The sequence below is a fragment of the Thermoplasmata archaeon genome, assembly GCA_015063285.1.
Lineage (GTDB): Archaea > Thermoplasmatota > Thermoplasmata > Methanomassiliicoccales > Methanomethylophilaceae > Methanoprimaticola.
Window position 1 is genome coordinate 48,217 of the sequence record SUST01000003.1, and the last position, 18,721, is coordinate 66,937.

The following is an 18,721-nucleotide window of genomic DNA, read 5'->3' on the forward strand; positions in this document are numbered from 1 at the left end:
TGAACGGTATCTATTGCCCTGTTCATGGACCTGCTGTCTATCATCCTCATTGCAGTTGGTTTGGCGATGGATGCTTTCGCGGTATCGATCTGTAAAGGATTGGCCATGAAGACTCCAAGTTTCAGGTCGATGCTGATAATAGGATTGTGGTTCGGCGGATTCCAGGGGCTCATGCCTATCATAGGTTATTTCGTAGGAGAGTCATTCTACCAGTACATTGCTGATATAGACCATTGGGTGGCATTCGGACTTCTTCTTATCATAGGTTTGAATATGATTCGCGAAGCACTATTCGGTGACGAGGATGCCGTAGATGATAATGTCGGAGTTACGACTATGTTTCTTCTGGCCATAGCTACCAGTATAGATGCTTTGGCAGTGGGAATATCCTTGGCAATGGAAGGAGCAAATGTATGGGCTGACTCTCTGATAATCGGTTGTATAACTCTTATGATATCGATGGTCGGGGTTAAGCTTGGCAGTATCGTAGGGGATAGATATAGTAGAAAGGCGGAGCTGGCAGGAGGGATAATACTGATCTTGATAGGTCTGAAGATCCTGCTGGAAGGTTTAAACGTCCTGTGAAAGGTCCTTGCCGTCCTCAGAGAGTAGAAGGAACATCCTGGCGTAGTCCTCAACAGCAGTGCTAAGATCGAATTCCTCTCTGTTGGGGGACCCGAGCGAACGGAGTTTCTGAAGAATTGTGTCATCTCTGACAGATTTCATCAGCTCATCCATCCAGTATTCAAGGTCAAACATATTGGAATCGTTCCAATGCCTGAAGATGCGAGTAATATGTTCGTCACTGAAGTTCACACTCAGCCTCTCATATGTGGATTTTAGTAGGCTGCACATATGGAGTTTCAGATTGTCATCTTCTACATATGTGTCGGGATTGTAATGGAAGTCCTCGAGAACCTCCTCAATTATGGTGTTGACGGTGCGGAAATCGCGTCCGTATGAGAGGATCTTGTTCAGAAGTTTCGGGATGATAGTCGGATAGATGTCATCATCGCCATCGAGCTCTCCGGCCTGATATTTCATTCTGAAGTTCCTGTAGACCGTGATGTAGAATATTCCCTTGCAGGGAACTGATGCCTTGACTCCGAACTCAGTCGAAATCAGGTCGATGTATTCTATCGGATTGAATTGGATGAACTCGCGTTCCTTCATGATGATCAGGTCGACGATACGTTTGCATACCCCGACTATGTAAGCATCGATGAAGCGGAAGTCTGTGATGAGGTCGAGACCCTTCTTCCAATCATTGTGGGCCTTTCCCTCCTCTCCGTCGGCTGCGAATGCAAAACCGCGAGTGAAATACATGTCCGCTGTTGGTTCTTCGGACTCGTTCATCATCTCCTCTACCTTCGAGATAGCTTCGGACGGATCCCTCTCGATGAGACTCACGATGCTGGAGAACTCATCCTCGTAAGGCTTGTTTAAAAGATACGCCTTGCTGTTAGATCTGGACCTGAAAGTGCGTTTCTCGCATTCACCGCAGATGTAATACCCGAATTCATCTGAAGTAATGGCTCCACCGCAATAGGGGCAGAGTCTTATGGTAAAGGCCATATGAGTCTAATCTAGTCTGAGTTATAATTAGTTGCTGGTGATATTTAACCATCCAGATGATTATTAAAGCTGAAAGCTAAACTCTGATTATTTCAGCGTAGCGACTATGTCATCTGCTAGTTTCTCAAGATCCGGCATCTGCTCGGGCCGCATGGATGATTTGATAACGAAGGTCTCTCCGACCTTGGTCATTCCTTTCAGGGAAGACATCCTTTCTTCCATGATTTTGGGTGATTGAGGTGCCCATGAACCGTTTCCGATTAGGGAGTAATTCCTGTTCTGGACAGTCATAATCTCCATATCCTCTATCACTGCGCTCATTGTAGGGTGAAGATTGTTGTTATAGGTCGGTGCCGCCAGGACTATATTGCTGAATCTGAACGCGTCAGCGACCACGTACGACGGATGGGTTCTGGTGACATCGTACATATTGATCTTATTCACTCCCTTTTCCTTGAGCAGGAGTGCAAGCTTCTCAACCACAGCGGCGGTATTCCCATACATGGAAGTGTATGCGATCACAACCCCCTTTTCCTCGGGTTCGTAAAGGCTCCATATGATGTATTTTTCCATGATGTAGCCGATGTGCTCTCCCCTCCAGATCGGGCCGTGGAGCGGACAGACCATATCAATCTGCACACCTTCCAGCTTGCTGAATATATTCTGGACTTTGCTTCCGTATTTTCCCACGATATTTGCGTAGTATCTTCTCGCCTCATCGAGGTAATCTCTGTCGAAATCGACTTCATCCGCATATAGTGCTCCTGAAAGGGTCTTGAACGTTCCGAAGGCATCGGCTGAGAACAGTATCTCATCCTTCAGATCATAGGCGAACATGACCTCCGGCCAGTGGACCATAACGGCAAAGTAGAACTTCAGAGTGTGTTTCCCGAGACAGAGCTCATCGCCGTCCTTGACTTCCAATTTGTTCTTGGGCTTCAGCTGATAGAAGTTGTCGAGCATGTCGAAGGTCTTGCTGTTTCCAACAACGGTCACTTCCGGATAAGTTTCCAGCACTTGAACGATGGCAGCACCGTGATCGGGTTCCATATGGTCGATCACAAGGTAATCAAGCGGTCTTCCTCCAAGCACCCCTTGGAGGTTCTTCCAGAATTTCGATACGATGGATGAGTCGCAAGTATCCATCAGACACGTTTTTTCATCCATTAGGACGTAGGAGTTGTAAGACACTCCCTCCGGTATCGGGAAGGACCCCTCAAACAGCGCTGCTGTTCTGTCATCCCCGCCTATCCAGTAGATGTCGTCTTTGATTCTGATACCGGTCCCATCCGCTATTGCCATGAGTCGACAATGGTGTTGGTAATAAAAATCAATTTTGAGGCTTAGAGATTAAATCCGATGACAGGATGCGAGTACACATGATCTTTGTGTTCTCAGGAACAGGCAACTCCTACCACGTTGCGAAACGCATAGCGACAGAATTCGAGTCGGATATGGTGGAAATGGCTTCTGCCGTCAGATACAAGCGTTCATTCTACAACGCGGACGAGAGCATTGTTGGATTCGTGTTTCCAGTCTATTTCCACGGTCTACCGTCGGTAGTGGAAGAATTCCTCGAAACAGTGGAGATAGTCAAGCCTGGTCATGTTTTTGCCATCTCAACTTGCGCGGGTGAGTCCGGTAAGGCATGCGAACAGCTTCAGGATATACTAGGAAAGAAACTGAATGTGGACGCTTTCTACGATGTGCTCATGCCCGAGAACGCTGTGTTCTACGAGGACGTTCCTGACAAAGAAGAGGCCGAGAAGATCAACGGAAGTGCGGATTCTGCGGTAGATGGGATCATCAGTTCCATCAAAAAACAGGAGAAAGGCGATTTCCGTACAATGGCAGGCAGTGATTGCTTCGATGAGATGAGGCAGCGTTATTCAGCGTTCAGGAATACGGAGCCTTTCTCTGTGGATGAAAGGTGCATCGAGTGCAGGGTTTGTGAGCATGTCTGTCCGGAACAGATAATCAAAGTCTACCACAGGAAACCTGTGTGGGATGAAATGGAATGCTCGATGTGCATGAGCTGTCTGAACCTGTGTCCTAAGCAGGCATTGCAGTTCGCTGATCTTACACAGAACCGTGGGAGATACTTCCATCCGGAATATTACATGTGGAGTCTGGGGGTCAACCCACCGTACAAATACGAAGATTTCAAAAAGTATGACAGTGGATTGAGGTATTGATAGCATGGCTGTATTGGGATTCACCACGGTTGCAAGTCTTCTGAAGGAACAGACCGATCTAGTTAAAGGAAAGGGTATCGAGTCTTTCGGAGTCATAGTCATCGATGATGCGGAAGGAAAGCATGAGATGATTACAGTCAGCAATGCTCAGTTGCATCTGTTCATGCAGCTCAAGAGGGGGAACGTCACCCACATGTTGTTCCAATCTAAGGAGCAGGCAGAGTTGTTCTTTGCAAACATTGAGAACTACTACGGCAAGGAGAAGGCCGATAAGGTGATGTCAGGCATAAGGCTGGTCGCAGTCGGTGATTCTTCAGAATGCCTGAGTGCCAGGGGATTGGAATTCGAGTCTTTCGCAAGCTTCGAAGATGCGGTTAACGCTATATAAATTCTTAAAATTGCGATATCCTTATCTATTTCCCTTTAAAATACAGGATGACAGAGGTAACTCATATGGAAGTTATTTACGTCCAGAATAAGACGACAATGCTCATCAACGCAGTCTTGTTGATCCTCGTCGGTATTCTGTTTATTTGGGACAAAAATGTCGCCCTTGAGTGGGGTTTCATCATTGCAGGTGTATGCATGATCGTTGCAGGAGTTCTCCCAATGATCGTGGCAAAGAATGTTGATCTGATGGGATTGATCATGATCGTTTTGGGAATAATTCTTTGTATTATTCCTGGGTTCTTTGCAGATGTTACAATCATAATCCTTGGAATTATTGCAATTCTGGTCGGAGTAATCATCATCTTCAGCGCCATCAAAGGCGATGAGAGTACCAAGACCATGGGAGTGGTTGTTGGTGCATTAATTCTGATTGCCGGAATTCTCATATTCCTCAACTACGACATCGTATTCGTCATCTTCGGTGTTATTCTCGTCGTTGCCGGTATCGTCAACGCGGTCACATTTGCAAGGATGTAAACATGAAAACAGCTGGCTGGAGTTCATTTCCAGCCGGCACTTTATCTTAAGTTTTTACTTAGATTTGTAGAACGAAGCTCCGGTTTCCCGGGGTAAGGGGATCATTTCTGATCATTTATTATTATGATATGCCGTGCAAACACCGTCTGAAATGAACCGTACGGCTGTTGCCCGAGATGAGATGATGGGGCAAACAGACGTTGGTTTTTTTAAGGTCAATCGTTCACAAGATGACGTCAGGTCGACAAGCAGGCCAGTGCCATCGATCGAAGTATCCATCAATGGCCATGCCTGACCAGTTATCACTTGATTGAATCACCATTTTCCGCGGTAAATACGTCCTGCTATTACTGCTACAGCCATGAGTATGCAGAATCCAATGAATATTGCTATCAGTTTGAACACGTCGGAGGAGAACACATCACTGTTGACATCAAAATTGAATTCCAGGGTCTTCAGCGAGCTATCCGATGGAACGAGACGCACCTGATAATGTCCGTCAGCTAGATTGACCAGTACTTTCGAATCATTGGTGATTGTGACGCTCTTGCGGTCCGAAGATATGGAGGCCTTCGTATCATGCGTGATCTCATCCCACTGCTTCGACGAATCCTTTTCGTGCTCCACGTAGATGTATGCCGACCATTGCGAATCAGCGATCGCTTCCTGCGGATGCACAGTTATCGTTCCGTTCGAGCTATCGTACGATACATCCTCGCTCGCTGGATTGGCGGTCACACCTATGATTATGGCACCGGTTATCATGACTACGGTGGTTATAGCGAAAATCATCTTGCTAAGGGTAAATGCCATAGTTTCCCTCGGTTTCGAATCATTTTGAATGTATAAAGCAAATGCGGAGAAATGGTTGGATGTTCTAATCCATCATCCAAATCAGTGCGGCACTGCCTTACTAGCGTCCACACTGTTGACATCGAAACGTTTCCAATGGTAACGAGTAGCGAATATGGAGATGGAACACCCGATACAGTTGGCGATGATGTTGAACGCCATCATTCCCCACATCCCGAAAATCACACCTCCGACGTACATCATGAACAGCTTCAATCCAGTATGCAAGAACACCAGGTTCACGCATAGATTGTTCTTCCTCATGGTCTGCAGAGCATCGTTACAGACAACACGGATAGTAAAGAACGGCCCGGTTATGGCCATACATGCCAAGTATATGGCCATAGTGTCCCTGTACTCGGCAAGGGGAAGAGGGCCGTCTTCACCTTGAGGCCCAAGGTAATGGATGCCCTGAGCGCCTATCTGGAGATAAGGTCGAGGACCGTCTCCAGATACGGGATTCGTCGGAGGGCAGGCTGCTCATCAACGGTTCCAACTATAGGGGCAGGGCGATGACCCCCGATGCCATCGGGCAGATGGTGAGGAGGCTAGGGGAGAGGGCCGGTGTCGACCTGTCTACCCATAGCCTGCGCAGGTTCTTCTGCATGACTATATACGACAGCAAGATGGATGAGTTCGTTATTCAGAGGAAGATGCGCCACAGCAGCATCGAGATAACCCGCAACCACTACCCTTACGTCGATCCGAGGAAGATGGCCCTGGCCGATGACATGACTCAGGACGGTCTGTGACTAAAACAAATTACAATCCGCAGAGGTGGGACTGCGGGATTAATGTATCTTCAATTCTTTTTATAGTACAAGCGATAAGAACGTGGTTCTTAACGTGTTTGCATACAGAAATGATCAAAAAGAAATGGGTTTGACCGCCTGGACATGTCCAGGCGTAAGAGTTCATTTCTGATCGTTTATCATTATGATATGGTATCCGAACTCTGTCTTGACAGGTCCGACTATCTGTCCTTTCTGTCCCTCGAAGCATGCCTTCTCGAATTCAGGGACCATCTCGCCCTTGCTGAACCATCCTAGGTTTCCGCCCTTAGATTTGCTGGGGCACTTGGAGAACCTCTTGGCCAGGTTAGCGAAGTCCTCTCCTTTGGAAAGGCGAATCATTATTCCCTCTGCGTCCCTTGCGTTGGATACAAGGATGTGTGAAGCATTAACTGATTTTACCATGAGTTTCCCCATCCTCTTCCTGTATTTATGCTACTGGTATGAGCTCAGTCAGTTTCTTGTCCACATGCCCAACGATCCACCAAACGGGTTTGAGGGATGAAGCACAGTTCGTACCGTGGGCACTCACTGCGAAGTACTTCACTTCAGAGAATACGGACTCCACGACCATGACGAAGTTCTCTTCGCCGTTGTCTATCAGATACTGTCTGACATCGTCATCGCTGAGCCTGGGGTTCATGAGATCGTTCTTGGTGGCAACCACTGCGAAGGGAACATCGGATACCGATCCAGGTCCAATGCCTCTGATCGTGGTATACATGTAATGGAAGCAATCGAAGACCTCATGAGGCGCTTCTCTCAGATATTCCCTGTTGAATGCCAAGGGATCGAAGGTGAAGATGATACCGTTGGTGTAATTGTAGTACTCTTCAAAGAGCATCTTGTCCACTGAAGGCTGGAATTCAACTCCGGAGATATCGTTGAAGACGATCTCCCTGTCCTGAAGTTTCAACGAACGAAGGAACAGGATCTGTGATTCGGTCTCTCCGGGAACCGTCCTTGGAGCATAATCCTTGGCCGAGATGGCCTCTTTGGACAGTCCCGGCGATGGGCTGTCCACTGTTACATCGACAATCCTTGCATTGTGTGTCAAGGTCTCGACAGATGCGAGCATGAGGGAAGTTTTTCCGGTACCTGTTCCTCCCACCATTGAGATGGTAATCGGCAGGGCCTCCCTGGTCTGTATCTGTTTCTGGCAGTGAGGACAGATCGTTGTAAGATTAGCTCTCTTTCCGCTCTCGCAGGAGATCTCATGCCCTTTGTTGCAGTAATGGACCTTGTATCCGTATTCATTCGGCACCGGGTAGTTGATAATGAGGCCGCATCTGCATTTGACCATGGGCCTCTCGAAGTTCCTCTTGCAGTGAGGGCAGACCCCGTAATCAGTATTTTTCTGATATTCGGATGATTCTTTCTTTGCCGCACCGTTGATCTTCATTCCTATTACGAGCCTGACAAGGATGAAGGGTATGATCAGTGCGATAGAGATCATTATCGACCAGCAGAAGTAAAGCGGCAACAGCAGGATTGGTATGATGACCAATGCTTTTGATTTTGCCCATGCGGCAACCAAAAGGTTCCAAGGCAGGGCCAGGCATCTGCGGAATGCGTGCGGTCTGTGAGTCCAGAGGTACTGAACAGGGTTCTCTACCCCGGCACAGTCCATAGCGGGTTTGGTCATGAAACCGGCGATAGATAATATGAAACCGACCAGCAGCAGCACCAATACTATCTCGAACTTCAGACCTGTAATGGAGTCAGGCAGACTCTTGAACAAGGTATCTATCAGATACTCGAAGGGCGCTTTGCCATCGAAGTTCAATGAAACCACATTGTCTATTATCCACTGGGAGATGTCGAATCCTAGTGAATCCATGCTGAGTGGAAGGAACACCCAAAAATGGACAGGGTGTTCATTCGAAGTTATATATCCCTGGAGCGTCAGAAAGAAGCACAATCCGGAATACACGAGTGCAATTGCAGAGACGACCGCTAAGATCGTCTTGTTCATCCCATACATGGCCCCCCTATCAATATAGGAGTATTTTTTAGATAGGTCTCTCGACGGTTCCGTCCTTGCGATGGAGCTCTCTTCCCATATCGATAGGGTTGGTGACATCCATGACGCCCCAGGGCCATTCTTGGAATTCCTTGATCCTTATCTCATCCATGGATTTCCTTACCTCGTCAAGGTCCTTGAGTATGACAGGTCCGAAGTTGGCCTGTTTCTCACCGATGGGTTTTCCTTCTAGTATCCAGAATTCGGATTCTTCGATCCCGTTTATGAGATTGAGAGGTGAACTTCTTTTCATCTTGTATCTGAGCCATGGTTTGATCTTCGTACCTTCCAGCGTTGCGGTATCGCCCGACACGAAGTAAACGTTCCTATCAATGCCATCGGCCAGGGAATTCAAACTGAACGATGCTCCGGGCTGTAGAACTATCTTCATTATCCTGACGGAATTTTCTGCTGATGCCCAGGATGTCGGGTTGGGCGAGTACAACGATCTTCCCTGAAATTCGCCGCAGTAGAGTGTTACTTCAGACCCTTCGGTTTTGATTATCGGGATGTCCTCTGACCAGGTGTTATTGACATGGATGTCCTTATTCTTCCTTTCGAGGGGAAGATTGATGACGATCTGCGTGATATGGACGGGGTTCTCGTTCTCTTGGTCCAGGAGCGGATACATCTCGCAGTGTTCGTATCTGCTGGAGGCCAACGTCCATTGCATATCCCCATTACCGAATCTGCCGTGGTTGCCCTCCGTATCAAAATGATCAACGAAGCCCTTCTCAGCGATGGTGAGGGTCTCGTACCCCCAATGAGCATGCATCGGGAATCCGGGAACGACACGCCCGTGATACATCCTGAAGCCCATCCTCTCCTGATAGTCCCTTCCAAGATTTCTTCCGCTGATGGTATTCAGCGGAGGAGCAAGTTGCGAATTGCCTTTGGGGTAGTTGTCATGGTGGTGGGAAACGAAAGTAAACGGATCGTCTCCGGACCAATGGATGTTGATATCGACAATCTTCTGGACTGTTGAGGGTTTCTTGGCGAGTAGGAACATCAGCACTTCGTATGTTGAGTTCCTATATTAACGAAACCAATCCTAATTCAGAAAAGGTATGAGGTCCCGATCATCAGTTGTACTGGGGCACATCTATGGGGTAGTATGTCCTTCTGCCGTCCATATTGATATGTTCGTATCCCATCTTATCATCGATCTCTTGCAATATGGAGATGAGATGTTCGCGATCCACGGTTTCTGTGGCCAGTCTAAGGCGGTACTCTCTGCATCTGTGGCATCCTGAAACGAATTTGGGCGCAATGCTGCGAAGCTTGCGTATGGCGCAATCCTCACCCTTCTCATCTATCAGCATATCGGCGAGTTGTATGCACCACTCTATCTGCTGATGTACCGTCGGATTCTTGAGTTTATTCCCGGTCTTGAAATATTCATCAATCTGGGTGCAGAGGAACGGATTTCCTACGCCTCCTCTTGCGACCATCACTCCGGTCGCATTAGTGACGTTCTTCGCATCAATCGCATCCTCCAGTGAGTAGATGTTTCCAGAGACGATAAGTGGAACGGACATCTCATTCTGGAGTCCCTCTATGACATCGTAATGCGGATATCCAGAATAGTTCTGGTCCTTGGTCCTCGCATGGACGGTGATGGCATCAACATCAGAGGCTTCAAGCTCTTTGATCACATCTAGATAGTTCATGTGATTGATGTCTGAGCCGAGGCGTATCTTGGCGGTGACTGGCCTTTTAGTCGCCTCTTTGACCTTTTTAACCATTTTACCGCATAGTGGGGGATCCTTCATTAGCACAGAACCGGCGCCGCTGCGCAGTATCTTGTGAACCGGGCATCCCATGTTAATGTCGAAGAAGTCTATGTTTGGATTCCATCTCAGGGCCTTTGCGGCTGCTTCAGCCAGATCATTTTCGCTGTGTCCGAAGAGCTGAAGGCCGGTAGGGTAATTCCTGTCGAACATCACATAGTCGCCTGTCTTCGCATCCGAGTTGAGGATTCCGACAGCGGATGTCATTTCAGTCATGGATACCGCGACTCCGAACGGTTTCATGAAGTCCCGGTAGCTTCTGGATGTGTAACCTGACATCGGGCCCGATACGACTGGCCCTCCTACTTCGATATCGCCGATCTTCCAGACCATCGTATCAGTTTCTGCTGAAGCGGGTGAATCCGGAGCAGGGGATTACCTCGATCCCCTCATTCTCCCAAATATCGCATATGAGATTCACTCCGATCGAATCGGAGCACATGTGGCCGGAGATGACCAAATTGACTCCTGCTTTCTTGGCCTCCTCCAGATGATTGTCCGGATAATGCATCGCTATGATGGTATTAACGCCGGCTTCTGCCAGGGAAGCATAGGTCTCCTTCGAGAATGATGTCCCGCCGTTCATCTTGACCATGATCTTTCCGCATTCGTCATCGGGATTTCCATTCAGTATTATGGGCGGACTGTTGCATCTGGCAGCCATCCTCTGTTCGGGTTCTTTCATCAGAGAATCTATGATGTCCTTGAGGGTGTTGGGTTCGTCCTCTTTCATCTTGTCTACCATGAATGCCTCCACCATGTTGTCGGCGGGGGCGTGTATGTTGAAGAAGGGGATGTTCAGCATGCGCGCGGCATCGGCAGTTTGATTGTAGTTGTAGCCCTGCATTCCTCTGAGGACTTCGTCCATCCGGTCCTTGACCAGCTGATATGCCTTGTCCTTAGGAACGCCCATGTTCTCGAACATGGCAGTCATCTGCATCATGACTTCCGGGAAGCATGTCTTTGATGTACCGTTCGGGTGGTGTGCGACTACGGCATCTATCCTCTCGCCCTTCTCTCTGAGCCTATCGGCCAGCAATATCTCTGCCGGAGAGATGTCGATACCCCACATGAGACGGACCGCATCCATCTCCTTGGCCTCCTCTGACATGACGGAGAATCTGGAGTCCGCATATGGGTTCCAGAGTCTTTCCATGTCGAACAGTTCTTTCCTGTCTTCAGGAAGCGAATCGTAGAGCTCTTGGGCATCTGTCAGAATCTTTTGGACTTCCGATTGGGGACGCAGATCCCTCTTCATTCCAGCTTCAACGCCCATCCTGTAGGCATCGTAGATCTTCATGGATGGGTGTACGCGGATGCCCCGTTTATAGTTGATTCATACTAGCAAAACATTATCACATCCTAACACATGTATCCAGAGTAAGGGAGGCGGGTTTCTGGAGCAGATCATTATCCACGTGGACATGGACGCATTCTATGCTTCTGTCGAGATGAGGGACAACCCTTCATTGGTTGGAAAACCCGTCATAATCGGTGCCCCTCCTAACATGAGAGGGGTAGTATCCACATGCAGCTATGAAGCAAGGAAATACGGTGTCCACTCGGCAATGAACATCAAGGAGGCTTACAGACTTTGTCCGAACGGCGTATTCCTTGTTCCTGATTTCCATAAATATCACGCCGTATCGGAGCAACTCCACGAGATTTGGTCTGAATATGCTTCGGCGATGGAGGCCATAGCGCTTGACGAGGCATATCTGGATGTCACTACGACGGCTGGGGATTTCGATACTGCCAGAGATTTTGCCATGGAAATAAAGAGGAGGGTCCTTGAGGAGGTGGGCTTGAGCTGTTCGGTCGGATTGGCTTACTCCAAATGTGCCGCCAAGACGGCCAGTGAGGAAAAGAAACCCAATGGGTTTTTCGAGATTCAGACCCCGGATGATTTCGTCAACCTGATGATAGACCGCGATGTTCGTTCACTGTACGGTGTAGGTACGAAGACCGCTGAGAAACTGCATTCAGCAGGGATCGATACGGTAGGGGATGTGCGTCTCAGGGAGAAAGACGTAATCGACATGTTGGGAAGGATGGGGAGATATGTCGTCGATCTGGCGTATGGCCATGATGACAGCAAGGTGGTTCCGTACCGGCCGGAGGATGCTAAGTCGGTGAGCAGGGAATTGACCTTTCAGGAAGATGTATACGATTTCTGGCTGCTAAGCGATGTTCTTCTGCTTTTGTCGATGAGCGTGATTGACAGGGCCAGCTCATATGGGCTTCATGGCAGCGGAGTATCGCTGAAGGTCACTTATTCGGATATGAAGAGCATCACGCGTTCAAGGGTTACGGGCTATTGCGATGATGCGATAAGCGTCCATAAGGAAGCAGTATCTATGCTGGAGGAAGTATCGAACAGACCTATTAGGCTCATCGGTGTCGGAATCTACAATCTGACCGATGCTAAAGCCAAACAGACGACATTGGATTCTGTACTTGGCGAGAGCGATAAGGAGGCTGAGCTTCAGGAAGCCTTAGCGTTCATCAGAAAGAAGTACAAGATCGATACTCTGGACGAAAGTCAAGCCAGCGGATGGGAGAACCTCCATATGTTGGCCGAGCACATGCGTACGCATAGACAATCATGAACAATGGAGACAGTTTTACAACAAACAGGTGAGAAAAAAGTCCGACGGCGTTTAAGCCGCCGGAATGGTTTCAAGCGAGGACGTCGGTCATCGCGTATACGACGCCCTTCTTCTGATCGACAACCCACTTGGCTGCCATGACTGCTCCTGCAACGAAGACTTCACGGGAATGTGCCTGGTGACGGATCTCGATCCTCTCGGCATTTCCGATGAACATGACTGTGTGGTCACCGACAATGTCTCCTCCCCTGACAGCGTGAATCCCGATCTCCTTTCCGCGGGGACAGGCTCCTTCGCGTCCGTAAACGAACTCCTTTCCTCCGAGTTCCTCGCTGATGATCTCCGCGGCAGTCATTGCTGTTCCGCTGGGCGCATCCTTCTTCTGGTTGTGATGGGCCTCGATGATTTCCACATCGTAGTCCAGACCAAGGTTCTTGGCCGCTTCTCTGCAGAGTTTGAAGAAAATGCCCACTCCAATGGAGTAGTTCGAGGAAATCACGGCAGCAACATTGTTCGCCTTGACAGCATCTGTGATGTTCTGCTTCTGCTCGGCCGAGAGTCCTGTTGTTCCTATGATAAGGTTGACCCCAGCCTTGGCCGCGACAGGTGCATTGACCGCTGTGGCAGGGGCGACGGTGAAGTCCAGAAGGACATCTGTCTTGGTCTCCTTGAGGACCTTCTCCAGATCCTTGGGGTCGGATACGGGGACATCCAGTTTTCCCAGTCCGCAGATCTCGCCGATGTCCTTTCCGACGTTGACGAGATCGAAAGCTGCCGATACCTTCATTCCTTCGGTAGCGTTGATGCGGCGTACGATCATCTGTCCCATCTTTCCACATGCCCCGACAAGGGCCGCTCTGACTTCTGCCATACAAATTCCTCTTTTCTCCGCTTCAGCGGTATGATTCGTCTATTCTTTAGTTCCTATATAAAACTCTGACACCGTAGCTTCAGGATCATCAGACGCATTCCGATATACCGTCAGGTATGCTGCTTAACTACGACATGTTTTGTTAAATAGAAGGTAAAATCATTGTTGGCCAATGTCAAACGAGACAGCATCCCGCATTCGTCTAAGTACCATCGATGTCTTCAAGGGTTTGGCGATATTCTTCATCGTCATACTGCATTTGGCCATCGTAGCTAGAAGCGGGATGTCTGAGCCTTCACCAGCAATCCAGGCCTTGTATCTGGGGTTGGTCGGATTCTTCGTGATGTCAGGATACTTCTTCAAGCCAGGGAGAGGCTTCAAGGAGAATATTGGTCGCCGTGTTAAGATTCTCTTCGTTGCCTTGCTGATATCTGCATTCTGTCTTCCTATCATCAGTTTCCTATGGTGCAGCCTTTGCGATCAGCCAACTGGTTTTGAAGATCTGATTGACTGCTGGAGGAGAACTTTTTGTCTGGAGCGCAGCTTCGTACCATATGATGATAGCGTCCCGTGGGCCATATGCGGCTTTTCCATGGGTTACTATTACCTTTGGTGCATGCTCGGTGCTTTCGTAGTTTTTTATGCGGTCGCTGACCGTATCGTCAACAATCTCAAGCTTGGAATCATTACAATAACCGTGCTTGTATGCATCACTGCAGCTTACAGAGAATTGGTGGACTTCACACTGCCGTTCTATCTAAATCTGGTTCCAATCGCAGCTGCATTCATGATCTGCGGAATGTATCTGGCCAAGATAGATCTTGTGGGGAAAGTGGAGTCGGGGGCATTCAGGGGCCTGAAATGGTGGGGTCTGTTCATAGGCAGTACAGCCGCTCTTCTGGTGATGGTTTTCATTCTTCCGCCGACAATCACTTTCGATCTGATGAGCTTTGGACATTTCGGAGGTTACTCTGCATTCCCCTATCTGGTGGAAGGGATCCTGGCGTTCGTTATGATCCTCTACATATCATTTTTCATTTCAAAGATACCTGTTGTTGCATCCGTTTTCGAGAGACTCGGGGAGCACACAATGGGGATCCTTTTGTTGCATGTGTTCATCGCCAAGGTCGCTCTGGCCCCATTCTTCACATTCAACAATGAGATATGCATAACCGGTGACTTTGGAGGAATAGAAAGAACGATATTTGCTTTCGCAGTTCTGCTGATAACGTATTTGGTCTGTGCCTATGGTTCACAGTTCATCAGAAGGGTCAGAGGCCATGAGTAAGCTCGGATACATGTACGAGCACGACTTCGGTGTGAAGCAATCCCGGGTGAACTTCCGCGCGGTGCTTTTTATCACTAGAAAAATCTTCAATGATGCCGTATTCGTCACCCCCATCATCTCTTGAATTTATCGGTCCAGATAGTCATCTATTTATGACTATATTCGGATTCTGAGCCATGAATTCTAAAGTGTTGGTCGCGTTTGTCTCTATAGTTGCGGTCGCGGCCGTAGGTGTCGGAGTTTTCTTCCTTATGAATGGCGGTCCCGCTTCGTTGGACGTCGATGAGGTCAGGACTGACCTTAGAGTAGGGGATTATGCTGTAAACAGAATAGATTCGGATCTTGCCCTAAAGGATACCATCACGGGCTGTCCTAGCTCGGATCTGACTGACCAACTGTATATGGGTGAGGCCATGGGAGACAAGTCTGTTAAGACCGTCAACTACAAGGGCCAGAGCATAGTCTGCGATTATTACGAATATTCCGTCGAAACCACTTACATAACATGTGCGAAGCATCCCGCCACAGGAGTCACTTACGAAGCCACGATTATGAATGAGGATGGTTTCTTTTCGTACCTCCTTAAGGACACCAATCTCGATCTTTCCCTCAAAGAGGATGAACAGAAAGTCGCGGCGGGATCCTTTGTTCTGTTCGAATATACCACCCCATATGTAGGAGAATACAGCTACAAGGGCGATCTGGAATACAAGATGGACGAATACAATCCCAAGACAGATCTCGGAACCATGGTGACCTCCGCCGATCTCGGTATGCATGGGCTCGTCAGGGAGATGATCACAGAGATCACACCTTCCGGAAAAATCATCACCAACCTCAAAAATGAACCGCAGTCAGAGGATGAGTTTTTCAGCGGTTTCTTGTATGACTCCACCATCAGATGGATTGGACGTGAGGGGAATACCATCTCCTACATTTCAACATTCGAAGATACCATTGACACCATCTACGGCAAGCGCCATGTCACCATCCAGACCTTGGATGTCCATATTGCTGCTGACGATATTGACCGCAGATATGTCATCACTTATGGCGATAAGGGTATGATCTATTCTCTGACTATATCGTATTCGGAATCTTGGGTGGGAGAACGTGCCCATATTCTCCAGGAAACATCCCTAAAGATCTAAACAGAAACTTAGGGGCCGGTTATCTGGCCCCTCCTTTCATATTTCTGCTCTGCTTTATCCATCCATTACTAACGTTAGTGAAGCACTGTTCCCTCATCCTTTGTTGATAGATTATGTTGTAATAGGACAGCGTCGACACCTCCCTGTCCAGCATCGGTTACTTGCTCTTGGTCATTCTACTGGTATGCAGGTTCTCCTTCGGTTGAACACCATCCAGTGTGGATGGTATGGATCCCTTCCGATCCCGTATGCTATGAAGATAGGATGGCGATCGAGAAGGCCCGCGCAACTTGGTCGTCCGCCGATCCCGAGGGGGCCTCCGGCGCAGTGGTGGACAATCCGTTAACTGTGACTGGTGGACAATCACCCTCGAAAATGGTGGACAATGGAACAAATGCTACTGGTGGACAGTCCCCGGAAAATGGTGGACAATGACCGGAAAACGGTGAAAAATTGATGGTTTCGGACTTTAGGGATCTGGATTGGATAAATGAGTGGACAAGGCGAGAGCCACAACCCCCTTGCCAGTCATCTCACAACCACCCTTTATTGTCAGGAAATAAGTGAATTCGACTCCGGATACTGTCCGTTTTGAGTCATTTCGCGCTCTTTCATTCTCTACTCTTCTTGTTGTAGATTTCAAAGCAGTCTAGTGCAAACCATTTACGGTGCTCCGGCACCGGTCAAAATCTATCAACAAAGACAGAACAGAGGAATAAAAATGTCAGAAGAACAGAAACAGAATTTAGCAAACTCAGTTAAGAAACCCAATCAGACAGAGGTACTCAACAATCTCAGATCGGAGTTCGCTCAGCCCGCAACAGCCATCGAGCCTCAGGAAGGCAAGGCGCTTCTGAGCTTCAGGAGCGGAGAGTTCTACATAGGACTCAAGGTCGCCAACAAGCTCAACCCCAAGACCGGAAAGACTGAGGACGTCCCTCAGCTCACAGCAGCCTACGGAAACGGTAACTTCCTCAACTTCCCCCTCAGCGGAGAATGGTGGGGAGAGTTCTCGGCTTTCGCAGCCAATATGAGCAAGGCCCTCGACGGTATCTGCAAGATCTCCGTTACCAATTCCGGAGATGCGGACTACGCCAAGATGATGATGGCGCAGTTCAAGGACTGATGACCGAACAAGGGGAGTATGTCATAGATCACACCTATTTCCTGAACCACTCGGATATCAAGACCAAGCGCTATCATGCCCAGACCGAAGAGGAGGCCATCGAGAAGATGAAGATGCTCTCCGAGCTAGGCAACACATCGCAGATCCTGATCTCCAAGCGCGGTTACAAGAACAGGTTGAACAAGATCCGTAAATGGACACCTCCTAACTGACTGCTCCCGACCATAGTGAGGATGGATGATGCCGTTCTTGACCTCCAATCCCATTCGTCCGGCACCGTCCGTCCTCAGCCCCCAAAACTTCCCCCGTCCGGAGGGAACCCAATCCGGACACACACCCAATCAGGTGATCCAAATGTCTTACAAAACGACTTCAAGGGTAGTGCAGCAGCTATCTCCGGGTGACATCGCACAGAAATTCAAGGGAAAGACACCCTATCAGGCTACCTGCTACTACAACAAATGCATGACGAACGTGAACACTCCTGATGAGAACATCGCTCTCTTCAGACAGTTCAGGGCATCCAACCCCAGCCTTTTCATGCCCGATGATCAGGTCGCGAGGATCCGCAATTCCAAGAACTCACCCAACAACAGGGCAGGGATCAACGGCGGATTCCTCAACAGATCCGGAGGGCGCGTCTATTCCGACGGATATTCCTATGACAACCATGGGAACTCCTACGATCCGTACGGGAATCCGGTCGGAGGCTGGCAGGACGGCGGGAAGGAGCGCGAATACGGTACCGCATTCATGGACTCCTACTCCAAGGGTCCCGGATTTTTCCGCCGCAAGCAGAAGCCCATCTCCGAGCCCAGGTCCATTGAGGAGCTCGGGAACATCCTGAAGAGGATGAAGAACCCCATCCGCGGAAGGGCCTACATCGATTCAATCATCACCAACAAGGACTCCAACCCCGAGACGGTGGAGAATGCGAAGCATTTCCTCGCTGTCAATAGCTCGTTCATCGCCAACGATGAGCAGATGGCCGCCTACAGAGCATCCCATCCCAAGGGGTCCAGACAGTTTGGCGGTCAGAGGAGGGGATTCTTCGGTCTCGTCAGGAAACCGATCGATCAGGCCCGCTCGGATGCGGAGATCCAGAACACCCTGGTGCATCTGAAGGACAACGTCTCCAGGACCAGATACTACGACAAGGTCATGGCGAACAAGAACTCGAATCCGGAGACCGTCCAGAGGCTCGTGGCCTTCAGGGAGGCTAACGGTCAGCTCTTCGCTTCTGCTGAAGAAGTAGCCAACGCACCCCACAGGGATTCCATGAGATCGAGATTCTGGATGCCCAAGGAGCAGTTCGACTCCATGTCCCCCACCAAGAAGAGGTTCTTCGTCGGTGCCGTCAACAGGAACAGCCGTGCCAAGAACTGTGCCTACGGATTGCGTGTGACCACTGACCCCGGTACCACTCCGGAGGATAAGGCGGCGATGACCGAGGTCGTCAACGAGCACAGCGAACTGTTCTTCAGGAACCCCAAACCGAACAGGACAAAGGCCGTGGAGTGATC

21 protein-coding genes are annotated in these 18,721 nt (G+C 49.1%); 11 read left to right on the top strand and 10 right to left on the bottom strand.

Going from position 1 to position 18,721, the window contains the following annotated elements:
* The first annotated feature begins 24 nt into the window (after window positions 1-24).
* Window positions 25-585, top strand: coding sequence for a manganese efflux pump (locus tag E7Z62_02790; protein MBE6522041.1), 561 nt, complete (start codon window positions 25-27; stop codon window positions 583-585).
* Here the strand turns inward: E7Z62_02790 and E7Z62_02795 are convergent.
* Together E7Z62_02795 and E7Z62_02800 are read right to left on the bottom strand one after the other, a co-directional pair.
* Window positions 571-1,575: a hypothetical protein gene (locus E7Z62_02795; GenBank protein MBE6522042.1), complete on the bottom strand. Its 1,005-nt coding sequence runs from the start codon at window positions 1,573-1,575 to the stop codon at window positions 571-573. The genes E7Z62_02790 and E7Z62_02795 overlap by 15 nt on opposite strands.
* An 87-nt stretch (window positions 1,576-1,662) precedes the next feature.
* Window positions 1,663-2,877: an FprA family A-type flavoprotein gene (locus tag E7Z62_02800; protein ID MBE6522043.1), complete on the bottom strand. Its 1,215-nt coding sequence runs from the start codon at window positions 2,875-2,877 to the stop codon at window positions 1,663-1,665.
* Window positions 2,878-2,942: 65 nt separating this feature from the next.
* Between E7Z62_02800 and E7Z62_02805 the strand changes: the two genes are divergently transcribed.
* From E7Z62_02805 to E7Z62_02815, 3 genes are read left to right on the top strand one after another with little or no spacing between them, the layout of a single operon-like run.
* Window positions 2,943-3,770 carry a hypothetical protein gene (locus E7Z62_02805; GenBank protein ID MBE6522044.1) on the top strand — a complete coding sequence of 276 codons (828 nt, stop codon included), beginning with the start codon at window positions 2,943-2,945 and terminating at the stop codon, window positions 3,768-3,770.
* Window positions 3,771-3,774: 4 nt separating this feature from the next.
* Window positions 3,775-4,158 (top strand): hypothetical protein, encoded by a 384-nt coding sequence (locus tag E7Z62_02810; protein ID MBE6522045.1) that lies wholly within the window; start codon window positions 3,775-3,777, stop codon window positions 4,156-4,158.
* A gap of 47 nt (window positions 4,159-4,205) precedes the next feature.
* Window positions 4,206-4,697 carry a hypothetical protein gene (locus E7Z62_02815; GenBank protein ID MBE6522046.1) on the top strand — a complete coding sequence of 164 codons (492 nt, stop codon included), beginning with the start codon at window positions 4,206-4,208 and terminating at the stop codon, window positions 4,695-4,697.
* A gap of 315 nt (window positions 4,698-5,012) precedes the next feature.
* Here the strand turns inward: E7Z62_02815 and E7Z62_02820 are convergent, their stop codons facing one another.
* Together E7Z62_02820 and E7Z62_02825 are read right to left on the bottom strand one after the other, a co-directional pair.
* Window positions 5,013-5,510, bottom strand: a complete 498-nt coding sequence (locus E7Z62_02820) for a hypothetical protein (protein ID MBE6522047.1) — start codon at window positions 5,508-5,510, stop codon at window positions 5,013-5,015.
* A gap of 81 nt (window positions 5,511-5,591) precedes the next feature.
* Window positions 5,592-5,894: a hypothetical protein gene (locus E7Z62_02825; GenBank protein ID MBE6522048.1), complete on the bottom strand. Its 303-nt coding sequence runs from the start codon at window positions 5,892-5,894 to the stop codon at window positions 5,592-5,594.
* A 107-nt stretch (window positions 5,895-6,001) separates the two neighbouring features.
* On the opposite strand from E7Z62_02825, the gene E7Z62_02830 reads away from it, so the two are divergent.
* Window positions 6,002-6,301, top strand: coding sequence for a site-specific integrase (locus E7Z62_02830; GenBank protein ID MBE6522049.1), 300 nt, complete (start codon window positions 6,002-6,004; stop codon window positions 6,299-6,301).
* 162 nt (window positions 6,302-6,463) lie between these two features.
* Here E7Z62_02830 and E7Z62_02835 read toward each other — a convergent pair whose 3' ends face one another.
* The 5 genes from E7Z62_02835 to E7Z62_02855 form a co-directional block, all read right to left on the bottom strand.
* Complete coding sequence (locus E7Z62_02835) at window positions 6,464-6,757, bottom strand: peptidylprolyl isomerase (GenBank protein ID MBE6522050.1); 294 nt, start codon at window positions 6,755-6,757, stop codon at window positions 6,464-6,466.
* 13 nt (window positions 6,758-6,770) lie between these two features.
* Complete coding sequence (locus E7Z62_02840; GenBank protein MBE6522051.1) at window positions 6,771-8,315, bottom strand: hypothetical protein; 1,545 nt, start codon at window positions 8,313-8,315, stop codon at window positions 6,771-6,773.
* A 37-nt stretch (window positions 8,316-8,352) separates the two neighbouring features.
* Window positions 8,353-9,372: a pirin family protein gene (locus tag E7Z62_02845; protein ID MBE6522052.1), complete on the bottom strand. Its 1,020-nt coding sequence runs from the start codon at window positions 9,370-9,372 to the stop codon at window positions 8,353-8,355.
* Between the two features lie 73 nt (window positions 9,373-9,445).
* On the bottom strand, window positions 9,446-10,486 hold the full coding sequence (locus E7Z62_02850) for a tRNA-dihydrouridine synthase family protein (protein MBE6522053.1): 1,041 nt from the start codon (window positions 10,484-10,486) through the stop codon (window positions 9,446-9,448).
* Between the two features lie 4 nt (window positions 10,487-10,490).
* Window positions 10,491-11,453: a hypothetical protein gene (locus E7Z62_02855; GenBank protein MBE6522054.1), complete on the bottom strand. Its 963-nt coding sequence runs from the start codon at window positions 11,451-11,453 to the stop codon at window positions 10,491-10,493.
* 124 nt (window positions 11,454-11,577) lie between these two features.
* Between E7Z62_02855 and dinB the strand changes: the two genes are divergently transcribed.
* Window positions 11,578-12,762, top strand: coding sequence for a DNA polymerase IV (dinB, locus tag E7Z62_02860; protein MBE6522055.1), 1,185 nt, complete (start codon window positions 11,578-11,580; stop codon window positions 12,760-12,762).
* A gap of 70 nt (window positions 12,763-12,832) precedes the next feature.
* On the opposite strand, the gene E7Z62_02865 is transcribed toward dinB, so the two are convergent.
* Window positions 12,833-13,633: a 4-hydroxy-tetrahydrodipicolinate reductase gene (locus tag E7Z62_02865; GenBank protein MBE6522056.1), complete on the bottom strand. Its 801-nt coding sequence runs from the start codon at window positions 13,631-13,633 to the stop codon at window positions 12,833-12,835.
* Between the two features lie 172 nt (window positions 13,634-13,805).
* Between E7Z62_02865 and E7Z62_02870 the strand changes: the two genes are divergently transcribed.
* From E7Z62_02870 to E7Z62_02890, 5 genes are all read left to right on the top strand, one after another.
* A complete protein-coding gene (locus E7Z62_02870; protein MBE6522057.1) occupies window positions 13,806-14,921 on the top strand; it encodes an acyltransferase in 1,116 nt (371 codons plus the stop codon).
* Between the two features lie 176 nt (window positions 14,922-15,097).
* Window positions 15,098-16,072, top strand: coding sequence for a hypothetical protein (locus E7Z62_02875; protein ID MBE6522058.1), 975 nt, complete (start codon window positions 15,098-15,100; stop codon window positions 16,070-16,072).
* A gap of 721 nt (window positions 16,073-16,793) precedes the next feature.
* Window positions 16,794-17,198 (top strand): hypothetical protein, encoded by a 405-nt coding sequence (locus tag E7Z62_02880; protein ID MBE6522059.1) that lies wholly within the window; start codon window positions 16,794-16,796, stop codon window positions 17,196-17,198.
* Complete coding sequence (locus E7Z62_02885) at window positions 17,198-17,410, top strand: hypothetical protein (GenBank protein MBE6522060.1); 213 nt, start codon at window positions 17,198-17,200, stop codon at window positions 17,408-17,410. Before E7Z62_02880 ends, E7Z62_02885 begins: the two co-directional genes overlap by 1 nt.
* A gap of 142 nt (window positions 17,411-17,552) precedes the next feature.
* Window positions 17,553-18,719 carry a hypothetical protein gene (locus E7Z62_02890; GenBank protein MBE6522061.1) on the top strand — a complete coding sequence of 389 codons (1,167 nt, stop codon included), beginning with the start codon at window positions 17,553-17,555 and terminating at the stop codon, window positions 18,717-18,719.
* Window positions 18,720-18,721: the final 2 nt, after the last annotated feature.

What these genes read in the sequence shown, in the direction of transcription:
- E7Z62_02790 (MBE6522041.1), top strand. Translation starts at nt 25, where the DNA reads ATGGACCTGCTGTCTATCATCCTCATTGCAGTTGGTTTGGCGATGGAT.
- E7Z62_02795 (MBE6522042.1), bottom strand. Translation starts at nt 1,575, where the DNA reads ATGGCCTTTACCATAAGACTCTGCCCCTATTGCGGTGGAGCCATTACT.
- E7Z62_02800 (MBE6522043.1), bottom strand. Translation starts at nt 2,877, where the DNA reads ATGGCAATAGCGGATGGGACCGGTATCAGAATCAAAGACGACATCTAC.
- E7Z62_02805 (MBE6522044.1), top strand. Translation starts at nt 2,943, where the DNA reads ATGCGAGTACACATGATCTTTGTGTTCTCAGGAACAGGCAACTCCTAC.
- E7Z62_02810 (MBE6522045.1), top strand. Translation starts at nt 3,775, where the DNA reads ATGGCTGTATTGGGATTCACCACGGTTGCAAGTCTTCTGAAGGAACAG.
- E7Z62_02815 (MBE6522046.1), top strand. Translation starts at nt 4,206, where the DNA reads ATGACAGAGGTAACTCATATGGAAGTTATTTACGTCCAGAATAAGACG.
- E7Z62_02820 (MBE6522047.1), bottom strand. Translation starts at nt 5,510, where the DNA reads ATGGCATTTACCCTTAGCAAGATGATTTTCGCTATAACCACCGTAGTC.
- E7Z62_02825 (MBE6522048.1), bottom strand. Translation starts at nt 5,894, where the DNA reads ATGGCCATATACTTGGCATGTATGGCCATAACCGGGCCGTTCTTTACT.
- E7Z62_02835 (MBE6522050.1), bottom strand. Translation starts at nt 6,757, where the DNA reads ATGGGGAAACTCATGGTAAAATCAGTTAATGCTTCACACATCCTTGTA.
- E7Z62_02840 (MBE6522051.1), bottom strand. Translation starts at nt 8,315, where the DNA reads ATGAACAAGACGATCTTAGCGGTCGTCTCTGCAATTGCACTCGTGTAT.
- E7Z62_02845 (MBE6522052.1), bottom strand. Translation starts at nt 9,372, where the DNA reads ATGTTCCTACTCGCCAAGAAACCCTCAACAGTCCAGAAGATTGTCGAT.
- E7Z62_02850 (MBE6522053.1), bottom strand. Translation starts at nt 10,486, where the DNA reads ATGGTCTGGAAGATCGGCGATATCGAAGTAGGAGGGCCAGTCGTATCG.
- E7Z62_02855 (MBE6522054.1), bottom strand. Translation starts at nt 11,453, where the DNA reads ATGAAGATCTACGATGCCTACAGGATGGGCGTTGAAGCTGGAATGAAG.
- dinB (MBE6522055.1), top strand. Translation starts at nt 11,578, where the DNA reads ATGGACGCATTCTATGCTTCTGTCGAGATGAGGGACAACCCTTCATTG.
- E7Z62_02865 (MBE6522056.1), bottom strand. Translation starts at nt 13,633, where the DNA reads ATGGCAGAAGTCAGAGCGGCCCTTGTCGGGGCATGTGGAAAGATGGGA.
- E7Z62_02870 (MBE6522057.1), top strand. Translation starts at nt 13,806, where the DNA reads ATGTCAAACGAGACAGCATCCCGCATTCGTCTAAGTACCATCGATGTC.
- E7Z62_02875 (MBE6522058.1), top strand. Translation starts at nt 15,098, where the DNA reads ATGAATTCTAAAGTGTTGGTCGCGTTTGTCTCTATAGTTGCGGTCGCG.
- E7Z62_02880 (MBE6522059.1), top strand. Translation starts at nt 16,794, where the DNA reads ATGTCAGAAGAACAGAAACAGAATTTAGCAAACTCAGTTAAGAAACCC.
- E7Z62_02885 (MBE6522060.1), top strand. Translation starts at nt 17,198, where the DNA reads ATGACCGAACAAGGGGAGTATGTCATAGATCACACCTATTTCCTGAAC.
- E7Z62_02890 (MBE6522061.1), top strand. Translation starts at nt 17,553, where the DNA reads ATGTCTTACAAAACGACTTCAAGGGTAGTGCAGCAGCTATCTCCGGGT.